The following is a 17,408-nucleotide window of genomic DNA, read 5'->3' as shown; positions in this document are numbered from 1 at the left end:
AGAAAATTCGCTTAATCTTTCTATTTTTTATTAATTCTGACATTTTTTAAAAAACCTATCTATTCGTTACTCCAAAGATTATCAATCTTGGAATAACGGACAGATAGGCTATCTTCTATTTATTCATCTAGTACATAAGAAGGTTCGTTTTTTCTGCGCTCTTCCATTTGTTCTGCTGTATAAATAACTTGCATTGGATTTCCACCAACAAAGCTTCCTGCAGGAACATCCTTATGGACAAGTGTACCTGCTGAAACAATTGCATGATCTCCAATTTTCACGCCAGGAAGAATCGTTGAATTGGCACCAATCATTACTTCATCACCAATTTCAACCTTCCCTAGTCTGTATTCCTCAATTAAATATTCATGGGCAAGAATGGTTGTGTTATATCCTATCACACTATTCTTGCCAACCTTGATTTTTTCAGGAAACATAATATCAAGCATTACCATCAAAGCAAAGGAAGTATGTTCTCCCACCTTCATTTTCAAAAGCTTACGGTACATCCAGTTCTTTACTTTCAAAAAAGGCATATATCTTGCTGTTTGGATAACCATAAAATTCTTAATTACCTTTAAAAAAGGCACAGTCTTATATACATGCCATAAAGAATTCGGTCCGCTAACTGGATATCTTGTTGTCTTTCTCATGATGTTTGAACTTCTGGAATAGAAAGGATATCCTTCATATTATCAAAAATATAGTCAGGATGATATTCCTGCAAGAATGCCTTTCCTTTTAATGTCCAAGCAACCCCAGCAGTTAAGGTACCTGCATTTTTTCCTGACAATATATCATGTTTATTATCTCCAACCATTATTGCTTCAGCTGGTGATGCCTTCAATTTCTCGAGAGCAAGAAGAACTGGCTCCGGATCTGGCTTTGCCTTTTTTACATGGTCCAATGCAACTACTACGTCAAAAAACGCATCTAATTTTGTTAATTTCAAGCCCATTTCTACCACATCAGAAAGCTTTGTTGATACAATCGCAAGTTTAAAGCCTCTTTCCTTTAATTCTTTAATGGTCTCATATACTCCATCAAATATCGTAACAATATTATCATGATTCTCGATATTATAGGCACGATACATTGTCATCATTTCCTGTGCACGTAATTTATCAATGGATTCAAATGTTTCTAATAACGGTGGACCCATAAATGGAATTACATCTTCTCTGCCATATTTTCCTGGGTAATAATGATTTAATGTATGTAAATAAGAGGAAATTATTAATTCATTTGTATTAATAAGTGTTCCATCTAAATCAAATAATGCAGTATTAATTTTTCCAGTCAACCTGAACATCCCTTTCTATCATTAACCATTTGTATCTAAATAACGCTCACTTGCAAATCCAGCTTTTCTTCTATAAATAATGGTGACAACTGATAATACAATTAAAGCTAAAGAAATTAATTGAGCCATTCGTAAATCGCCAATCATTAGGCTATCTGTTCTCATGCCTTCTATAAAGAATCTTCCAATCGAATACCAAATGACATAGGATAAGAATATTTCTCCTCTTCGTAAATTAACTTTACGTAAAGCTAGTAAAATCACGAATCCAATTATATTCCATAATGATTCATATAAAAAAGTAGGATGGTAGTAAGTTCCGTTAATATACATCTGATCAATAATAAAGGTCGGCAAATGAAGTCCTTCTAAGAAGGAACGTGTTACTTCCCCACCATGTGCTTCTTGATTCATAAAGTTGCCCCAACGGCCAATTGCTTGTCCAAGGATAAGACTTGGCGCTGCTATATCAATTATTTTCCAGAAAGGAATTCCCTTTTTCTTTGTAAAAATATAGGTAGTGACAACAGCTCCAATTAAGGCACCATGAATAGCGATACCTCCATTCCAAATTTTTGGAATATCACCAAGGTGATCTTTATAATAGCTCCATTCAAAGATGACATAATAAATTCTCGCACATATAATAGAGATTGGAATAGCCCATAACATTAAATCTGGAAAGTCATCCTTTCCTAGTCCTCTTCTATTTCCTTCTCTCATTGCAATAATAAGAGCAAGAATTAATCCAGAACCGATAATAAGTCCATACCATCTGACATCAATTGGTCCTAATGAAAAGGCAATTGGATCGATTGGTTGTATATCTTCCATCAGATTTCCTCCTATTTCCCATGTGTTTCTTTTAAAGGCTTGAGAAAAAAGTGTATTTTCACTTTACCATTCATTCCTTTAGTTACATTTCTTTAATTTTTTTCGTCAGAAATAACATTATTCAATTTATTGGTAAACTGTTCTGCTGCATTTACACCCATTCGTTTTAATCGGAAATTCATTGCTGCTACTTCAATAATGACAGCTAAGTTTCGACCTGGACGGACTGGAATCGTAAGCTTTGTTACTTCCGTATCAATTATTTTCATTTTTTCTTCGTCTAGCCCTAAACGGTCATATTGCTTGTTCTGCTCCCATAATTCCAATGACATAACCAAGGAGATTTTCTTATGTGTGCGTACAGCACCAGCTCCAAATAAAGTCATGACATTTATAATTCCTAATCCGCGAATTTCCAATAGATGCTCAATTAGCTCTGGTGAACTTCCAACAATTAAATTCTCATCTTCTTGCCTAATCTCCACACAATCATCAGCAACTAATCGATGACCACGCTTAACAAGCTCAAGTGCTGTTTCACTTTTACCAACACCACTTTTCCCCGTAATTAAAACCCCTACGCCATAGATGTCAACGAGGACACCATGAACCGCTGTAGTAGGTGCAAGTTTTCTTTCCAGGAAATTTGTAAGTCTACTAGAAAAAAGTGATGTTTTATGCTTGGACCGCAATACTGGTACAGCCAGCTCTTCAGATGCCTCTATTAACTGTGGTGGCACTTCCATATTACGAGTGATGATAATACCTGGAGTTGTATCACTACATAATTTTGTTAATCGATTTGCTCGATCTTCATCACTTAAACGTTGAGCAAATGTAAGCTCTGTCTTTCCTAGCAACTGAACACGCTCAGCTGGATAGTAGTTAAAGTAGCCTGCCATTTCTAAACCAGGTCTTGATATATCACTAACCGTAATCGGTCGATTAATTCCTTCTTCTCCACTTACAATTTCTAAATCAAACTCTTCAATAACATCTTTTATTAATACTTTTGCCGCCATGAAGCTCCTCCTTTAAAGGTCTTTGCTGTTCGTTTTATAAACAGAACAAAACTGTTTAATTTTAGTCATTATTTAGAATTCCATATTCACTTTATTTTAGCATTAAAAGATAAATATATGCCAGAATTCAATCAAAATATTAGGAAAACAAGACTACTTATAGGTCCTCGTTTACATACTGTTAGTGGAAATCGGTAGCAGTTATGCTATTATGAAGCCAATAATGTCCATTATTATGGCTGTTTTCATAATGAATGTGCTAATATCTGCAGATTAAATCTACTTCCCATTCATTAATTTGGAACATAAAAAAACTGCCAATAAAGCAGGAAAATAGTTTTCCCCCTTTACTTAGCAGCGTTTACCTTTTTTCTCCACGAAGGACAGTATTTTGAACAATTATATTACAAATCGATAGGAAAATGCTAAAAAGTAAGCACATACTAAAACTTGATATTTCAAAACTGCTCCCCATCAATCTGTCTGTTAATGACAGTGTGATCGCATTAATGACAAATAAAAATAGTCCTAGCGATAATATTGTCACAGGTAATGTCAATAATATTAAAATTGGTTTTACAATAATATTTAGCAGAGATAAAACGGCACTAGCACCAATTGCAGCACCGATTCCTGATAAATAAAAGTAATCCTGAAATAAACCGGCTAATGCCACAAAGAAGATAGCATTAATTAATATTCCTATTATCCATCTCATTCTTATTGCTCCTCATTCTGCATAGTAAAAACCGATAAAGAAACTTCCCCACTGATGGTTAGTTGAACCAATCGGACCTTTACGGACAGTTGATTTCCCGCCTTTCTCCCATGAATTCTTCTCAGTCGATAGGAGGTAATGGTACTGGCCGTTAAGAGTGGTAAAAATACGATAAGTGATATAATTAGCATTCGCACATTCATTTATTCTCCATACCAACTATCGATTAATTAATTATCGGTTTTTCCTATAAAATTAATTGCCTGCTTTTTCAATTTTTTTAACCTTTATCGATCCAGTTTTTGTGTTTGCTTCCATTTTTGTATGATGATCACTTGATTGTATTGATTTAAATTGTAACGTTTTTTGAAGTACTTCACTTTTCTCTTCAATTATTTGAATACCCTCTAACTCTACATTAAAGCCGCCAAAATTCGTTTTTAATACACCACTAACGGCTAATGCTTCTGGCAAGCTTACCTCAATACTCCCTGTAGTCCCTTGGAACTCTAAAACTTCACAATTTTCGGCATGATTTGTACATGAAATACTTCCATTAAAGGATTGTAAATCCACTTTATTAAAGTACCCATCCACTGCAATCGAACCATTAATCGTTTCTGCATCAAGTTTCTGGATGTTTCCTTTATCAACTTTTATACTGCCATTCGCTGCATCTGCTTCTACTTTTGTATTTTCACCTGCATTTAGCGTTATTTTACCATTAGCCGTTTTAGCATACAATTTTTCCGCCTTTATATCAAATGTTGTAATCGGTCCATTAAATAAGCGAATGATGGTTGATTCATAGGACTTTTTAGGAACATAAACTTGAGTTTTTACCTTCATCCATTTATGATTTGTTTTGACTACTAATTGTTCATCATCTACAATCACTTGTATTTCCTTTAAAAACACCTTTTTTGCTTCTTCCAAAGAATTAACTCTATATACCTTTGCTTTACACTCAATACTAACTTCTTCTTGATCCCATGGAATGAGCTCAACTTCTCCATTAGGAATATCAATATCCAGTTTCTTTGGTGAAATATTATTGTACTGAAATATGTGAGAAACTTCTTCAAAATGACCAAAGTTCAAATCAAGGTCTACTTCTTTTACCTTCTTTATCGTTGTATCAACAAAATCAAAAAGTTTATCTTTTGCTGCTTGAAAGTTAAATCCATAATTTGAATTTGTTTCTTTCTTTTTTTCATGGAACTTTGCTTCTTCATGAAAATCTTCTAATATCTTCTTTTCTTCTTCATTTAAGGATTTCTTCTCACTTACTTCATCAACCTTTTCCATTAGCTTTAATGCTTCATCCACTGTCAATTTTCCACTTTCAACTAACTCTAAAATTCGTTTTTTCTCGTCAGCCACTTTAAATCCTCCTCAAAATTAACTAAACTGTTTTATTCTGTTTTCAACATTTAAAAATAATTTGCTAATGCTTAGCCATAAACTACAAAACGGTTTTTAATGATACTCTGTGAATTATGAAATGATTGGCTGTATTTTTAAGATATTATTTAAGATTAATGATGGAAATTACAATTAAAATTGTGATAAAAATGCTGTTTGCATAATAATTTCATTTTTTTGCAATAGAGTCCGTTGATGTCTACTCTAATTAATTCTGGATATCAACCATTAGCATTCAAAATTATCATCTCTTCATTCTAATACGAATTATCCCTCCGAAAAGTTTCAATCCTTTTATTTATCTATTTACTTAAAGCTAATAATCTTTTTTATTTTATGTCATTATTTTTCATTTCAGAAGAATTCTGTGGAAGAAATAAAAAAGGGACAGGGCCATTTTATAGGAAGTCTGCTTTGCTATAAACTAATCGACTCTTCTACTGTCCCCATCCCTTTATCCTATATTAAGTTGTAGCAATCTTTTCTGCTTCTTCTATATGATTCTTCATTCTTAGTCGATCTCTCTCCAAGATTGGCTTTAAATATTTCCCCGTATAGGATCCTTTAAGGTCTGCAATGTCTTCTGGCGTACCTGTTCCTAAAATAGTACCACCTTTATCTCCGCCTTCTGGACCTAAGTCGATAATATAATCTGCAGTCTTTATTACATCCAGATTATGTTCAATAACGAGTACTGTATCGCCATTTTCGACTAATCTTTGAAGCACGATCAATAATCTTGAAATATCATCAACATGTAAGCCTGTCGTCGGCTCATCTAAAATATAAAAGGACTTGCCAGTAGAACGGCGGTGTAATTCAGATGCTAATTTGACCCTTTGCGCTTCCCCACCTGATAAAGTAGTTGCTGGTTGTCCGAGTTTAATATAACCTAAACCAACATCAACAATTGTTTGAAGCTTACGATGAATCTTAGGGATATTTTCAAAGAAAGCTACTCCATCTTCTACTGTCATACCCAAGACATCTGAAATGTTTTTCCCTTTATATTTTACTTCCAATGTTTCTCTATTGTATCGTTTTCCATGACATACTTCACATGGAACATACACATCTGGAAGGAAATGCATTTCAATTTTTATGATTCCATCTCCACGACAAGCCTCACATCTTCCGCCCTTTACATTAAAACTAAAGCGTCCTTTTTTATATCCACGTACTTTAGCTTCATTAGTCGTCGCAAAAACATCCCGAATATCATCAAACACTCCGGTGTAAGTCGCAGGATTTGATCTTGGAGTTCGTCCAATTGGAGACTGATCAATATCAATAACTTTTTCTAACTGGTCGATTCCTTTAATTTCTTTATGCTGGCCTGGCTTTGCTTTTGCGCGATTCAGCTTTTGTGCTAAGCCTTTATGAAGAATCTCGTTAATTAACGTACTTTTTCCAGACCCTGAAACACCTGTGACGGCGATAAACATTCCAAGGGGGATTTTTACATTTACATTTTTTAAATTATTTTCTTTCGCCCCAGTTATTTCAATAAACCTACCATCACTTTGTTTTCTCTCTAATGGAAGTGGGATGAATTTTTTTCCTGATAAATATTGACCTGTTATCGATTGAGGATCCTTCATTACTTCATCTGGTGTTCCGACAGAAATAATTTCTCCTCCATGTACGCCCGCACCAGGACCAACATCGATTAAATAATCTGCTGCCATCATTGTATCTTCATCATGCTCTACAACAATCAATGTATTTCCGATGTCTCTCATTTGTCTTAATGTATCAATTAATTTATCATTGTCTCTTTGATGAAGACCGATAGAAGGTTCATCTAAGATGTAAAGTACGCCTGTAAGTCTTGATCCAATTTGTGTTGCCAAACGAATTCTTTGCGCTTCGCCTCCAGATAGAGTTCCCGCTGATCTACTTAAAGTCAGATAATCTAAACCAACATTTATTAAAAATCCGACTCTCTCTTTTATTTCCCTAAGAATCAAGTTCGCAATTTGTTTTTCCTTTTCAGTTAAATCAACCTGCTCCATAAATTGATAGCACTCAACAACTGATTTTTCCGTGATTTTTCCTATATGCTGGCCATTAATTAATACTGCTAATGCTTCTTTCTTTAACCGATAGCCTTTACATGTACGACAAGGCTGTTCAGCCATGTATTTTTGCATTTGCTCTCGAATATAATCAGAGCTTGTTTCCTTAAATCTTCTTTCGATATTTCTTATAACACCTTCAAACTGAATATCATTTTCTCTAACTTGGCCAAAGTCATTTTCATATCGAAAGTGAATATATTCTTTGCCTGATCCATAAAGAATCTTATCCATTAGATTTTTAGGAATATCCTTTACGGGTATGTTCATATCAATGCCATAATGGTTGCATACACTTTCAAGGAGCTGAGGATAGTATTGAGAACTAATAGATTCCCATGGAGCAATCGCATTATCTTTTAGAGTCAAATCCCAATTAGGAATGACTAAATCAACATCTACTACTAGTTTATTTCCGAGACCATCACAATCAGGACAAGCTCCAAATGGACTATTGAAGGAAAACAGTCTTGGCTCTAATTCCCCAATAGAGAATCCGCAAATCGGACAAGCATGATGCTCGCTAAAAAGCAATTCTTCCTCCCCAATTACATCGATAATCACTTTTCCATTCCCAAATTGTAATGCGGATTCAAGGGAATCTGCCAGTCTTGCAGCAATCCCTTCTTTCACTACAAGGCGATCAATTACTACTTCTATATTATGTTTCTTATTTTTATCTAAGGAAATATCATCACCAATTTCAAACATTTCTCCATCGATTCGTAATCGAACATATCCCTGCTTTTTCACATTTTCCAGCACTTTTACATGGGATCCCTTCCTCCCTGATACAACCGGAGCGAGCACTTGAAGTCTAGTTCTTTCAGGATATTCTAGAATGCGATCAACCATCTGTTCAATTGTCTGGGAAGATATTTCAATTCCATGCTCTGGGCAAGTTGGTCTTCCTACTCTTGCAAATAATAGTCTTAAGTAATCATAGATTTCAGTTACTGTTCCAACTGTAGAGCGTGGATTTCGGCTAGTTGTTTTCTGGTCGATGGAAATAGCAGGGGACAGTCCTTCAATCGAATCTACATCTGGCTTATCCATTTGCCCTAAAAACTGTCGCGCGTATGCGGATAAAGATTCAACATATCTTCTTTGTCCTTCTGCATAAATGGTATCAAAAGCGAGAGAAGATTTCCCGGAACCAGATAAACCAGTTATGACTACTAATTGATCTCTTGGAATAGTTATATCAATATTTTTTAAATTATTTGCTCTTGCACCTTTTACAATAAGTTTATCCATTGCCATTTTTTGCTCACCCCTCCGCCTTTAATTCAAGCAATAAATCGCGAAGCTCTGCAGCTCTTTCGAAATTCAGAGCTTTTGCTGCTTCCTTCATTTCGTTCTCCATTTGGGCAATCATTGCCTCTTTTTCCTTTTTCGTCAATTTATCAAGTTTAACAGAAGTTGCATATTCTTCTGGTTCTTCTGCTGCTTGCGTAGCACGAATGGAATCTCGAATACCTTTTTGAATCGTTTGCGGAGTAATACCATGTTCTTCGTTATATTTCTCTTGGATTTCTCTCCGTCTTTTCGTTTCACTTATTGCTACTTCCATTGAATGCGTCATCTTATCTGCATACATAATAACATGCCCATTCGAATTTCTTGCTGCACGTCCGATTGTTTGAATTAAAGATCGTTCCGAACGAAGGAACCCTTCCTTATCAGCATCTAAAATAGTGACTAATGATACTTCTGGAATATCCAATCCTTCCCGTAATAAGTTAATCCCTACGAGAACATCATATTTGCCGAGACGTAATTCTCGAATGATTTCAATCCGTTCTAACGTTTTCACCTCAGAATGTAAATATTGTACTTTAATGCCGATTTCTTTCAGATAATCCGTTAAATCCTCTGACATTTTTTTCGTAAGCGTCGTTACCAGCACCCGCTCATTCCGCTTAATTCTTTCATGAATCTCAGCAATTAGATCATCAATCTGTCCTTCAATTGGACGAACGTCAATAGTTGGATCAAGTAATCCAGTTGGCCGAATGATTTGTTCGATCATTACCGGCGTATGCTCCATTTCATACGGACCAGGCGTTGCAGAAACACAGATCATTTGATTTATATGCTGTTCAAATTCTCCAAAGGTTAACGGGCGATTATCAAGTGCAGATGGCAAGCGAAAGCCATGCTCTACTAGCACACTTTTCCTTGCCTGGTCCCCATTATACATTCCTCTAATTTGCGGAAGTGTAACATGGGATTCGTCAATGACAAGAAGAAAATCTTTTGGAAAATAATCCAATAAAGTGTAAGGTGTTGAGCCAGGAGGTCTTAATGTTAAATGTCTTGAATAGTTTTCTATTCCCGAACAGAACCCCATCTCTCTCATCATCTCAAGATCATAGCGAGAGCGCTGTTCCAAACGTTGTGCCTCTAATAATTTATTATTTTCCCTTAGTTTTTCTAATTGTTCTTCTAATTCCTTTTCAATGTTCTCAATCGCCACTTTCATTTTCTCTTCTCTTGTTACGAAGTGAGAAGCAGGAAAGATGGCAATATGATTCCGTTCTCCTAATATTTCGCCAGTTAATGCATCTACTTCACGAATCCGATCAATTTCATCTCCAAAAAATTCTACTCTAATACAATGTTCATCACGAGAAGCGGGGAAAATTTCAACAACATCTCCACGAACACGGAAAGTCCCCCGTTTAAAATCGATATCATTTCGATCATATTGGATATCAACTAGTTTACGAAGCAGTTGATTTCTTTCTAATTCCATACCAGTCCTTAAGGAAACAACCATTTCTCGATATTCCTCTGGAGAACCTAAACCGTAAATACAAGAAACACTGGCAATAATAATAACGTCATCTCTTTCAAACAAGGAAGATGTTGCAGAATGGCGAAGCTTATCAATTTCATCATTGATGCTGGCATCCTTTTCGATAAACGTATCCGTTTGCGGGACATATGCTTCTGGTTGATAGTAATCATAATAGCTGACAAAATACTCTACTGCATTATTTGGGAAAAACTCTTTAAATTCACTATATAATTGGCCAGCTAGTGTTTTATTGTGAGCAATGATTAACGTTGGCTTCTTTACTTCTTTAATAACATTGCTAATTGTAAAGGTTTTACCAGTCCCAGTCGCCCCTAGCAATGTCTGAATTTTTTCGCCTTCTTTAATTCCTGATACTAGTTTTTTTATTGCTCCCGGCTGATCTCCTTGAGGCGTATACTTTGAAACTAATTCAAAATCATGATTCACTAAACCATCCTCCGATCTATATGCACTTCTTTTTATTCATACGTCCGTTGGTCCTTTATGTTTAGGCATATCTATTACAAGCTATTTTCATAACCTTTGTTGTTTTATAGAGTTAAACACAAAAAACTTGTTCATTCCATTTCACTCCATATACTTACATTCTCCCAGAGGAAAGTAAGGGAATGCGGGGTCTCACCGTTATAGGATTTATGCGGGTACCAGGAGGCTTTTAAAATAAACAAAATTTCAAAATTCGACGTTCGTATTAAAGTCTTTTTTTATAATTTCCTACTTATGTAATCAACATATCACCATTCTACCACAAACCACCTATTTCAAACCACAAAAAAGAGAACAAACATTCTATTTATTTCATCAGCAATTTTTCTATGGATACTAAATTTCAAAAAAAAAATGACTATACGAAAATACCTATCATCTTTATCGACGTAAAATCGTTTAGTCATTCTTCTTTTCTATTCTTTTTTAATACTTTTTGAAATGTAGCCTAAACATTATTTATTCGCTACTTTCTCTTTCCATCTTCTGCTAATCATATATCCAATCGTCATAGAAAATGCATCCACAACAATTAATAGAAATGTATCAGTATATCCTTTATACACAGAAGCAGCAATTAAGGCGACAGTTAAAATTAATCCAATAATTGGATAATAGGTAGCTTTTGAAAAAAGTATTACTAATAAGCATGGAAAAAATAGTGCAGCTAGATATTTCCCCATCTACATACACCTCTATTTAAACAAATTTCGTTTCATTAACCATTAACCCAAATCTTTCAAGAGCACTTGCTAAATTATTAAATATCGGAATTTGGCTAAAGTCTACACCTAATTGTATGGCTGTTTGCGCCACCTCTGGCCTTAATCCAGAAAGATACCCTTTTACACCAATTAAACGCAGTGCATGTATAACATGAAAAATTTGATGTGCAACCATTGTATCAATAAGAGGTACTCCTGATAAATCAATGAATAAATGATTAAAGCGTTTTTCATTGCATTCCTTCAAAGTATTTTCCATGATTAATTGTGCCCTCTTTGTATCAATATCTCCAATTAATGGAAGCACCCCAATCCCCTTTGTTATGGGAATCACTGGACTGCTTAATTCATAAATGGTTTCTTGCTGTGCTGTCAATTGCTGAAATTTGTATTCATCATAAGAGCCAATAAAGATATTTACAAATAGATCAAATGCATATTGTACTAATCGTATCCATTCAAACAGTGTCGTTATCGTTAATTGATCAGTAGTTTCTGCAGAAAATTTTTCAACATATGATAAAAGAATTTCTTTAACTGTGTTAAGCTGTTCAATCGATTCCAAAATAGGAACCAAATCTTTTGCCCGCTTTTCCGCAACTTTAACAGCCCATTTAGAAATATTGGCTGAATATACTTCCTCTTCCTCAATAAATACCTTAATTACATTTTCTAAGAGTATTTGGTGTGCTGTAACTAGTTCTTCCATACTGTCTGAGGATTTATTGATTGAATAATAATTAGATGAACTATTCTCTATTGTGCTCAGCCATTCCTCACGCATGTCTACAAGATGATCATATAAATAGGTATATAGGCTTTTCATACATTGTTCCAACTATTTTCTCCTCCTAATACAAGAAACAAACCTTCCTCACTCATCTATACAATCGTTTTCCCATTTAGAGTAATGGAAGTATCCACAACTTTTTTAGTCAATTCCCTACTTGTTTTTGGAATCAATTAAAGGCATTTAAAATAAATATCTATTATTATATAGTTGTCACCATAGTGAAACAAGTGAGAAGCCTTGTGATAGTAAGACGAGAATAGATAATTTCTTTATGAATTTTGTAATAAACTTGTTGCAATTACTTGAAAAATTGATTCCAGAGAGGATGCTCTTTTTTTGGCGTTTTCTAATAAAAAGATAATTTCTGCAATGTCTTTTGGACTTAGTTTTTCTACTATCCAATCTTCCAAATCCTGATTTTTAATTACTTTATGGTGATTAGGTATATTTATGGTAGGAAACTTTATCAATTCATTATGGATAAAATCTAAATGTTTTTGATATTCTTTCTTATTATGTACATAAAATGTATTGTTTTCTTTCAGCTGATTTCTATCCATTTGTGTATTCCCCTCTCTTTGAATCTACTAAAAATGCCCAATTTATTCTATTCTTTTCGGTTAAATATATAGTTATTATAATAGGAAAACATTGCTGAAGACCTTAGTCCCTAGTAATTTCTACTAAAATAGGTATTTAGGATTATTCCAACTGGTCATAAAGTCTGTTTTATCCTTGCTAGAGGTAAGGTAATATTTACTAATAAGGGGATGTGACGTAGCAAAATAGCATGAATTAAAGGAGACAAAAGACATGGAAAAAGTAACTGCTGATATTACCGGATATCGAATAAAAGAAGATGTTTATTCTAACTCCATTGAAGGTTTATTTCTACTCAAAAAAGGCTCCACTCTTACGAAAAAACATGTGGAATTACTCACAAAACATCAGGTAAATCCATTTGATGTGATTAATCCGACTGAAGAAGCCTCTCTTTCCTCCGAAAATAAAGAATTTTCTACTTTAATAGATGAAGTGAAAGAAACCTTCCATTCCATTATCGAACAGCAAAATGATAATGTGGATAGACTTCTTCATACCTATGAAAAAGCAATTGATTTTTCCCTTCAAGAATTAGCAATTTTAGATATTATCCATAAGGAAGTAGAACCTGAGAATTATATTTATCAGCATAGTATTAATGTTGGAATTATTTCAGCAATCATAGGCAAGGTTTTAGGATTAGCTAGGAAGGAATGTTACCTCCTAAGCCAAATGGGACTATTCCATGATATCGGCATGCTAAAAGTTGATCCATCCATTTTACAAGCGCAAGATCGCTTAACGCAAAAAGAATATAAGGAAATTCAAAAACATACAATCTATGGAAAAAGTATTTTATTTCAGATTTCTCAATTAGATATATTAATATCGAGAACTGCTCTATTGCATCATGAAAAAATAAATGGAAAAGGCTATCCATCTCATCGAACAGAAAAGGATATTCCATTCTTAGTTCAAATTGTTTCGGTTGCAGACATGTTTAATAGCATGTGTTCCTCACACACCCATAAAGAAAAGAAAACCTACTTTGAAGCGATCAATGAATTAGTGAATGAATCATATGGAAATGCATTAAATCCTGCCATTGTCATTCCATTTACAAATTTTATTATGAGAAAGCAACTCTTTAAAAAGGTTACTTTATCCAATAACGAAACAGCAGAAATTATCTTTATCCATCAAAATGAACCACATCTCCCGCTTGTTCGTCAAGAGGACTCCTATATTGATTTACGTAAGACATCTTTGAAAATTACAGGCTTAGCCAATTGAATATAAGAGGCTGGGACAAATCTATATAACTAATCTTTAAAGACGAACAATCTCTAATTTAGCTCTTAAATAAAGCTACTTTTTCATATTAGTTATTTATGGTTTTAAATATATTCAAGTGTAAAAACCAATTCGTTCCATTGCGCTACGGACACTCCCTTTCCGCGGGGAGGAAGCTGAGCCTCCTCGGCGCGCCTGCGGGGTCTCAGCCTTTCCTCTACTTCCCGCAGGAGTTGACCGTCCTCCGCTCCATTCCACTTCGTTTTTAAAGGCTATTTCCTAAAAAATATTGTTTTCCAAAGAAAAAATAAATTAGTTGGAAGAACGGAGCAGCCTGAATACACGTAGACGCCACGGGGATTAGCGAGACAGTCTGAGACCCTGCAGGCGGAAGCAGACCGCGTCTCAGCGCGAGCCCCACGGAAAGCGAAGTGTATTCAGGCTGCGGATAATAGCAACAAACTTCATGGAACATCCTTTTTAAAACGAATAAAAAAGCCCAAATGATTATACGAACCTTTCATTGGCACCTTCGTATAATCATTCAGGTTTATTTTAAGCTGGAATACTTATGTCCCAGCCTCAAATTGTTTGCTCTTTGACTTGATTTTAAACCCCTTTAAAAGCTTTTCTGTAAATGTCTGCTAATTCCGTTACTAATGGTAATTTAGGGTTAGCTGTTGTACATTGATCTTCAAAAGCACGATCTGCTAAATAATCTACTTTTGCTTCGAATTCTTTTGGATCTACACCTTGTGCTGCAATACTCATTGGGATATTTAATTCTTTTCCAAGTCTGATTACTGCTTTGACAAAGCTGTCTACTCCTTGTTCCACAGTATTAGCTGGCAATCCTAGAATTCTTGCAAGCTCTGCATAGCGCTCATCTGCTTTAAAGTATTCGTATTTAGGGAATGCCATGAATTTTTTCGGTTTCTCTGCATTATAGCGAATAACATGTGGCAATAAGATGGCATTTGAACGACCATGTGCGATATGGAATTCGGCACCTAATTTATGTGCCAAGCTATGATTAATTCCTAAGAATGCATTTGCGAATGCCATACCAGCTATTGTAGATGCATTATGCACTTTTTCGCGTGCCTCTTCGTCATTTCCATTTCTATATGCTCTTGGTAAATATTCAAAGATTAATTGAACTGCTTTCACCGCTAATGCATCTGTATAGTCATTTGCCATATTAGATACATATGCTTCCACAGCATGTGTTAATACGTCCATTCCTGTATCTGCCGTTACAGCAGGCGGTACTGTCATAACAAATTGTGGATCGATGATAGCTACATCTGGTGTTAATTCATAATCAGCTAAAGGATATTTAATGTTTTGTTCTTTATCTGTAATTACCGCAAAAGATGTTACTTCGGATCCTGTACCAGAAGTAGTTGGAATAGCAACAAATTTAGCTTTACCACCTAATGATGGATATTTATAAACCCTTTTACGGATATCTAAGAATTTTTGCTTTAATCCGAAGAACTCTTCATCTGGATGCTCATAGAATAACCACATACCTTTTGCTGCATCCATTGGAGATCCACCACCAAGTGCGATAATGCAGTCTGGTTGGAATTTAGCCATCATCTCTGTTCCTCTAACAACTGTTTCAATAGATGGATCTGGCTCAACATCAGAGAACACTTCTACTTGCACTAGATTTGAACGTTTTCTTAAGTTATAAAGTAATTTATCCACATATCCAAATTTAACCATGTATGGATCTGTTACGATAAATACTCTAGAGATATCCTGCATTTTTTGTAAATACTGTACAGAATTTTTCTCAAAATAAATTTTTGAAGGTACTTTAAACCATTGCATATTTACATTCCTTTTTGCCAATTTTTTAACATTTAATAAATGAATGTCTGTTACGTTAGTAGATACAGAATTTTTACCATAAGATCCACAGCCAAGTGTTAAAGAAGGCATGAATGCATTATAAATGTCACCGATTGCACCTTGAGAAGATGGGGCATTGTTGATAATACGGCATGCTTTCATTCTTAGGGCAAATCTTTCTATTACTTTCGGATCTTCAGAGTGAATGACTGCTGAATGTCCTAATCCGCCAAACTCTAACATTTCTTCTGCACGTTTAATTCCATCTTCTGTTGATTCCACTTTATAGCATGCAAGCACAGGGCTCAATTTTTCTCTAGATAGAGGATAATCAGGTCCTACACCTTCTAATTCAGCAAGAAGAATTTTTGTATCTTCTGGTACTTTTACTCCTGCTAATCCAGCGATATAATGAGCAGATTTACCAACTATATCTGGATTTACAGCACATGTGTTTTCATTAATTACTAGTTTTTCTACTTTTGCCAACTCTTCTTTATTTAAGAAGTAGCAGCTATTTCGAATCAATAGATTCTTTACTTCATCGTAGATTTCTTTGTCAATGATTACTGCTTGTTCAGATGCACAAATCATTCCATTATCAAATGTTTTTGAAAGAATCAGATCGTTCACTGCTCTTTTAACTTTCGCTGTTTTTTCGATATAACAAGGTACGTTACCAGCGCCAACGCCAAGTGCAGGTTTGCCACAACTATATGCGGATTTAACCATTCCTGGTCCACCAGTTGCAAGAATTAATGCAATATCATTATGATTCATTAACGCTTTAGTTGTTTCAATAGAAGGTTTTTCTACCCATTGAATACAGTTTTCTGGTGCCCCCGCTTTAACTGCTGCATCTCTTAGAATTCTAGCTGCCTCACTGCTACATTTCTGTGCAGATGGATGGAAAGCAAATATAATTGGATTACGTGTTTTTATCGCAATAATAGCTTTAAACATGGTTGTAGATGTTGGATTTGTAACAGGTGTTACCCCAGCAACTACGCCTACCGGGTCAGCGATTTCCACAATTCCTGTTTGTTGGTCTTCGCTTATCACCCCAACTGTACGATCATATTTAATATTATGGTAGATATATTCGGTAGAGAATATATTCTTTGTAATTTTGTCCTCATAAATGCCTCTTCCCGTTTCTTCAACCGCTAATTTAGCTAAATACATATGCTTATCTAAACCAGCTAGGGCCATAGCCTTTACAATTGTATCTACTTGTTCTTGATCTAAAGACATAAATTCTTCTAGTGCCTTTTTCCCTTTTGCTGCCATCTCATTAATAACGGTTTGCACATCAACTTGCTCATTTTTCGCTTTTACTTCTTTTTCAACAACTGACATCACTAAATCCCTCCAAATCGAGAATGATAATATTGTGAAAATATTCACAAGTTACTTTAAAGAAAAAACTACTTTAAAAAAGCAGTTAATTTGTGAATATATTCACAAATAATTCTTTAAAGAAAAACTACTAATTTAGTAG

At 34.8% G+C, this 17,408-nt stretch carries 14 protein-coding genes; 1 reads left to right on the top strand and 13 read right to left on the bottom strand.

The window, feature by feature from the left end:
- Nucleotides 1-119 precede the first annotated feature (119 nt).
- The 12 genes from ACTQ5K_RS01080 to ACTQ5K_RS01025 form a co-directional block, all read right to left on the bottom strand.
- Complete coding sequence (locus ACTQ5K_RS01080) at nucleotides 120-653, bottom strand: acyltransferase (protein WP_031540658.1); 534 nt, start codon at nucleotides 651-653, stop codon at nucleotides 120-122.
- On the bottom strand, nucleotides 650-1,312 hold the full coding sequence (gene ppaX, locus ACTQ5K_RS01075) for a pyrophosphatase PpaX (protein WP_031540657.1): 663 nt from the start codon (nucleotides 1,310-1,312) through the stop codon (nucleotides 650-652). Before ppaX ends, ACTQ5K_RS01080 begins: the two co-directional genes overlap by 4 nt.
- 12 nt (nucleotides 1,313-1,324) lie before the next feature.
- Nucleotides 1,325-2,137 (bottom strand): prolipoprotein diacylglyceryl transferase, encoded by an 813-nt coding sequence (gene lgt / locus ACTQ5K_RS01070; protein ID WP_031540656.1) that lies wholly within the window; start codon nucleotides 2,135-2,137, stop codon nucleotides 1,325-1,327.
- Between the two features lie 92 nt (nucleotides 2,138-2,229).
- Entirely contained in the window at nucleotides 2,230-3,159 is a 930-nt protein-coding gene (gene hprK / locus ACTQ5K_RS01065) for an HPr(Ser) kinase/phosphatase (protein ID WP_031540655.1), read from the bottom strand.
- Nucleotides 3,160-3,520: 361 nt separating this feature from the next.
- Entirely contained in the window at nucleotides 3,521-3,877 is a 357-nt protein-coding gene (locus tag ACTQ5K_RS01060; protein ID WP_031540654.1) for a phage holin family protein, read from the bottom strand.
- A gap of 2 nt (nucleotides 3,878-3,879) precedes the next feature.
- Nucleotides 3,880-4,080, bottom strand: coding sequence for a hypothetical protein (locus ACTQ5K_RS01055; RefSeq protein ID WP_349204762.1), 201 nt, complete (start codon nucleotides 4,078-4,080; stop codon nucleotides 3,880-3,882).
- A gap of 52 nt (nucleotides 4,081-4,132) precedes the next feature.
- Complete coding sequence (locus ACTQ5K_RS01050) at nucleotides 4,133-5,260, bottom strand: DUF4097 family beta strand repeat-containing protein (RefSeq protein ID WP_031540653.1); 1,128 nt, start codon at nucleotides 5,258-5,260, stop codon at nucleotides 4,133-4,135.
- Between the two features lie 506 nt (nucleotides 5,261-5,766).
- Complete coding sequence (gene uvrA, locus ACTQ5K_RS01045) at nucleotides 5,767-8,643, bottom strand: excinuclease ABC subunit UvrA (RefSeq protein WP_031540652.1); 2,877 nt, start codon at nucleotides 8,641-8,643, stop codon at nucleotides 5,767-5,769.
- A 7-nt stretch (nucleotides 8,644-8,650) separates the two neighbouring features.
- Nucleotides 8,651-10,630, bottom strand: coding sequence for an excinuclease ABC subunit UvrB (gene uvrB / locus ACTQ5K_RS01040; RefSeq protein WP_031540651.1), 1,980 nt, complete (start codon nucleotides 10,628-10,630; stop codon nucleotides 8,651-8,653).
- Nucleotides 10,631-11,145: 515 nt separating this feature from the next.
- The gene (locus tag ACTQ5K_RS01035) at nucleotides 11,146-11,373 is read right to left on the bottom strand and encodes a CsbA family protein (protein ID WP_031540650.1); all 228 of its coding nucleotides are present in this window, start codon (nucleotides 11,371-11,373) and stop codon (nucleotides 11,146-11,148) included.
- A 16-nt stretch (nucleotides 11,374-11,389) separates the two neighbouring features.
- The gene (locus ACTQ5K_RS01030) at nucleotides 11,390-12,253 is read right to left on the bottom strand and encodes an STAS domain-containing protein (protein WP_031540649.1); all 864 of its coding nucleotides are present in this window, start codon (nucleotides 12,251-12,253) and stop codon (nucleotides 11,390-11,392) included.
- A 224-nt stretch (nucleotides 12,254-12,477) separates the two neighbouring features.
- On the bottom strand, nucleotides 12,478-12,768 hold the full coding sequence (locus ACTQ5K_RS01025) for a hypothetical protein (RefSeq protein WP_284560951.1): 291 nt from the start codon (nucleotides 12,766-12,768) through the stop codon (nucleotides 12,478-12,480).
- Between the two features lie 253 nt (nucleotides 12,769-13,021).
- Here ACTQ5K_RS01025 and ACTQ5K_RS01020 point away from each other — a divergent pair, with 253 nt between their 5' ends.
- Nucleotides 13,022-14,044 (top strand): HD-GYP domain-containing protein, encoded by a 1,023-nt coding sequence (locus tag ACTQ5K_RS01020; RefSeq protein ID WP_251629497.1) that lies wholly within the window; start codon nucleotides 13,022-13,024, stop codon nucleotides 14,042-14,044.
- Between the two features lie 609 nt (nucleotides 14,045-14,653).
- On the opposite strand, the gene adhE is transcribed toward ACTQ5K_RS01020, so the two are convergent.
- Complete coding sequence (gene adhE / locus ACTQ5K_RS01015; protein ID WP_031540646.1) at nucleotides 14,654-17,266, bottom strand: bifunctional acetaldehyde-CoA/alcohol dehydrogenase; 2,613 nt, start codon at nucleotides 17,264-17,266, stop codon at nucleotides 14,654-14,656.
- Between the last annotated feature and the right edge of the window lie 142 nt (nucleotides 17,267-17,408).

It is taken from the genome of Niallia sp. Sow4_A1, assembly GCF_052116745.1.
GTDB classification, from domain to species: Bacteria; Bacillota; Bacilli; order Bacillales; family Cytobacillaceae; genus Niallia; species Niallia hominis.
This window is presented reverse-complemented; position numbering and strand designations above follow the sequence as displayed.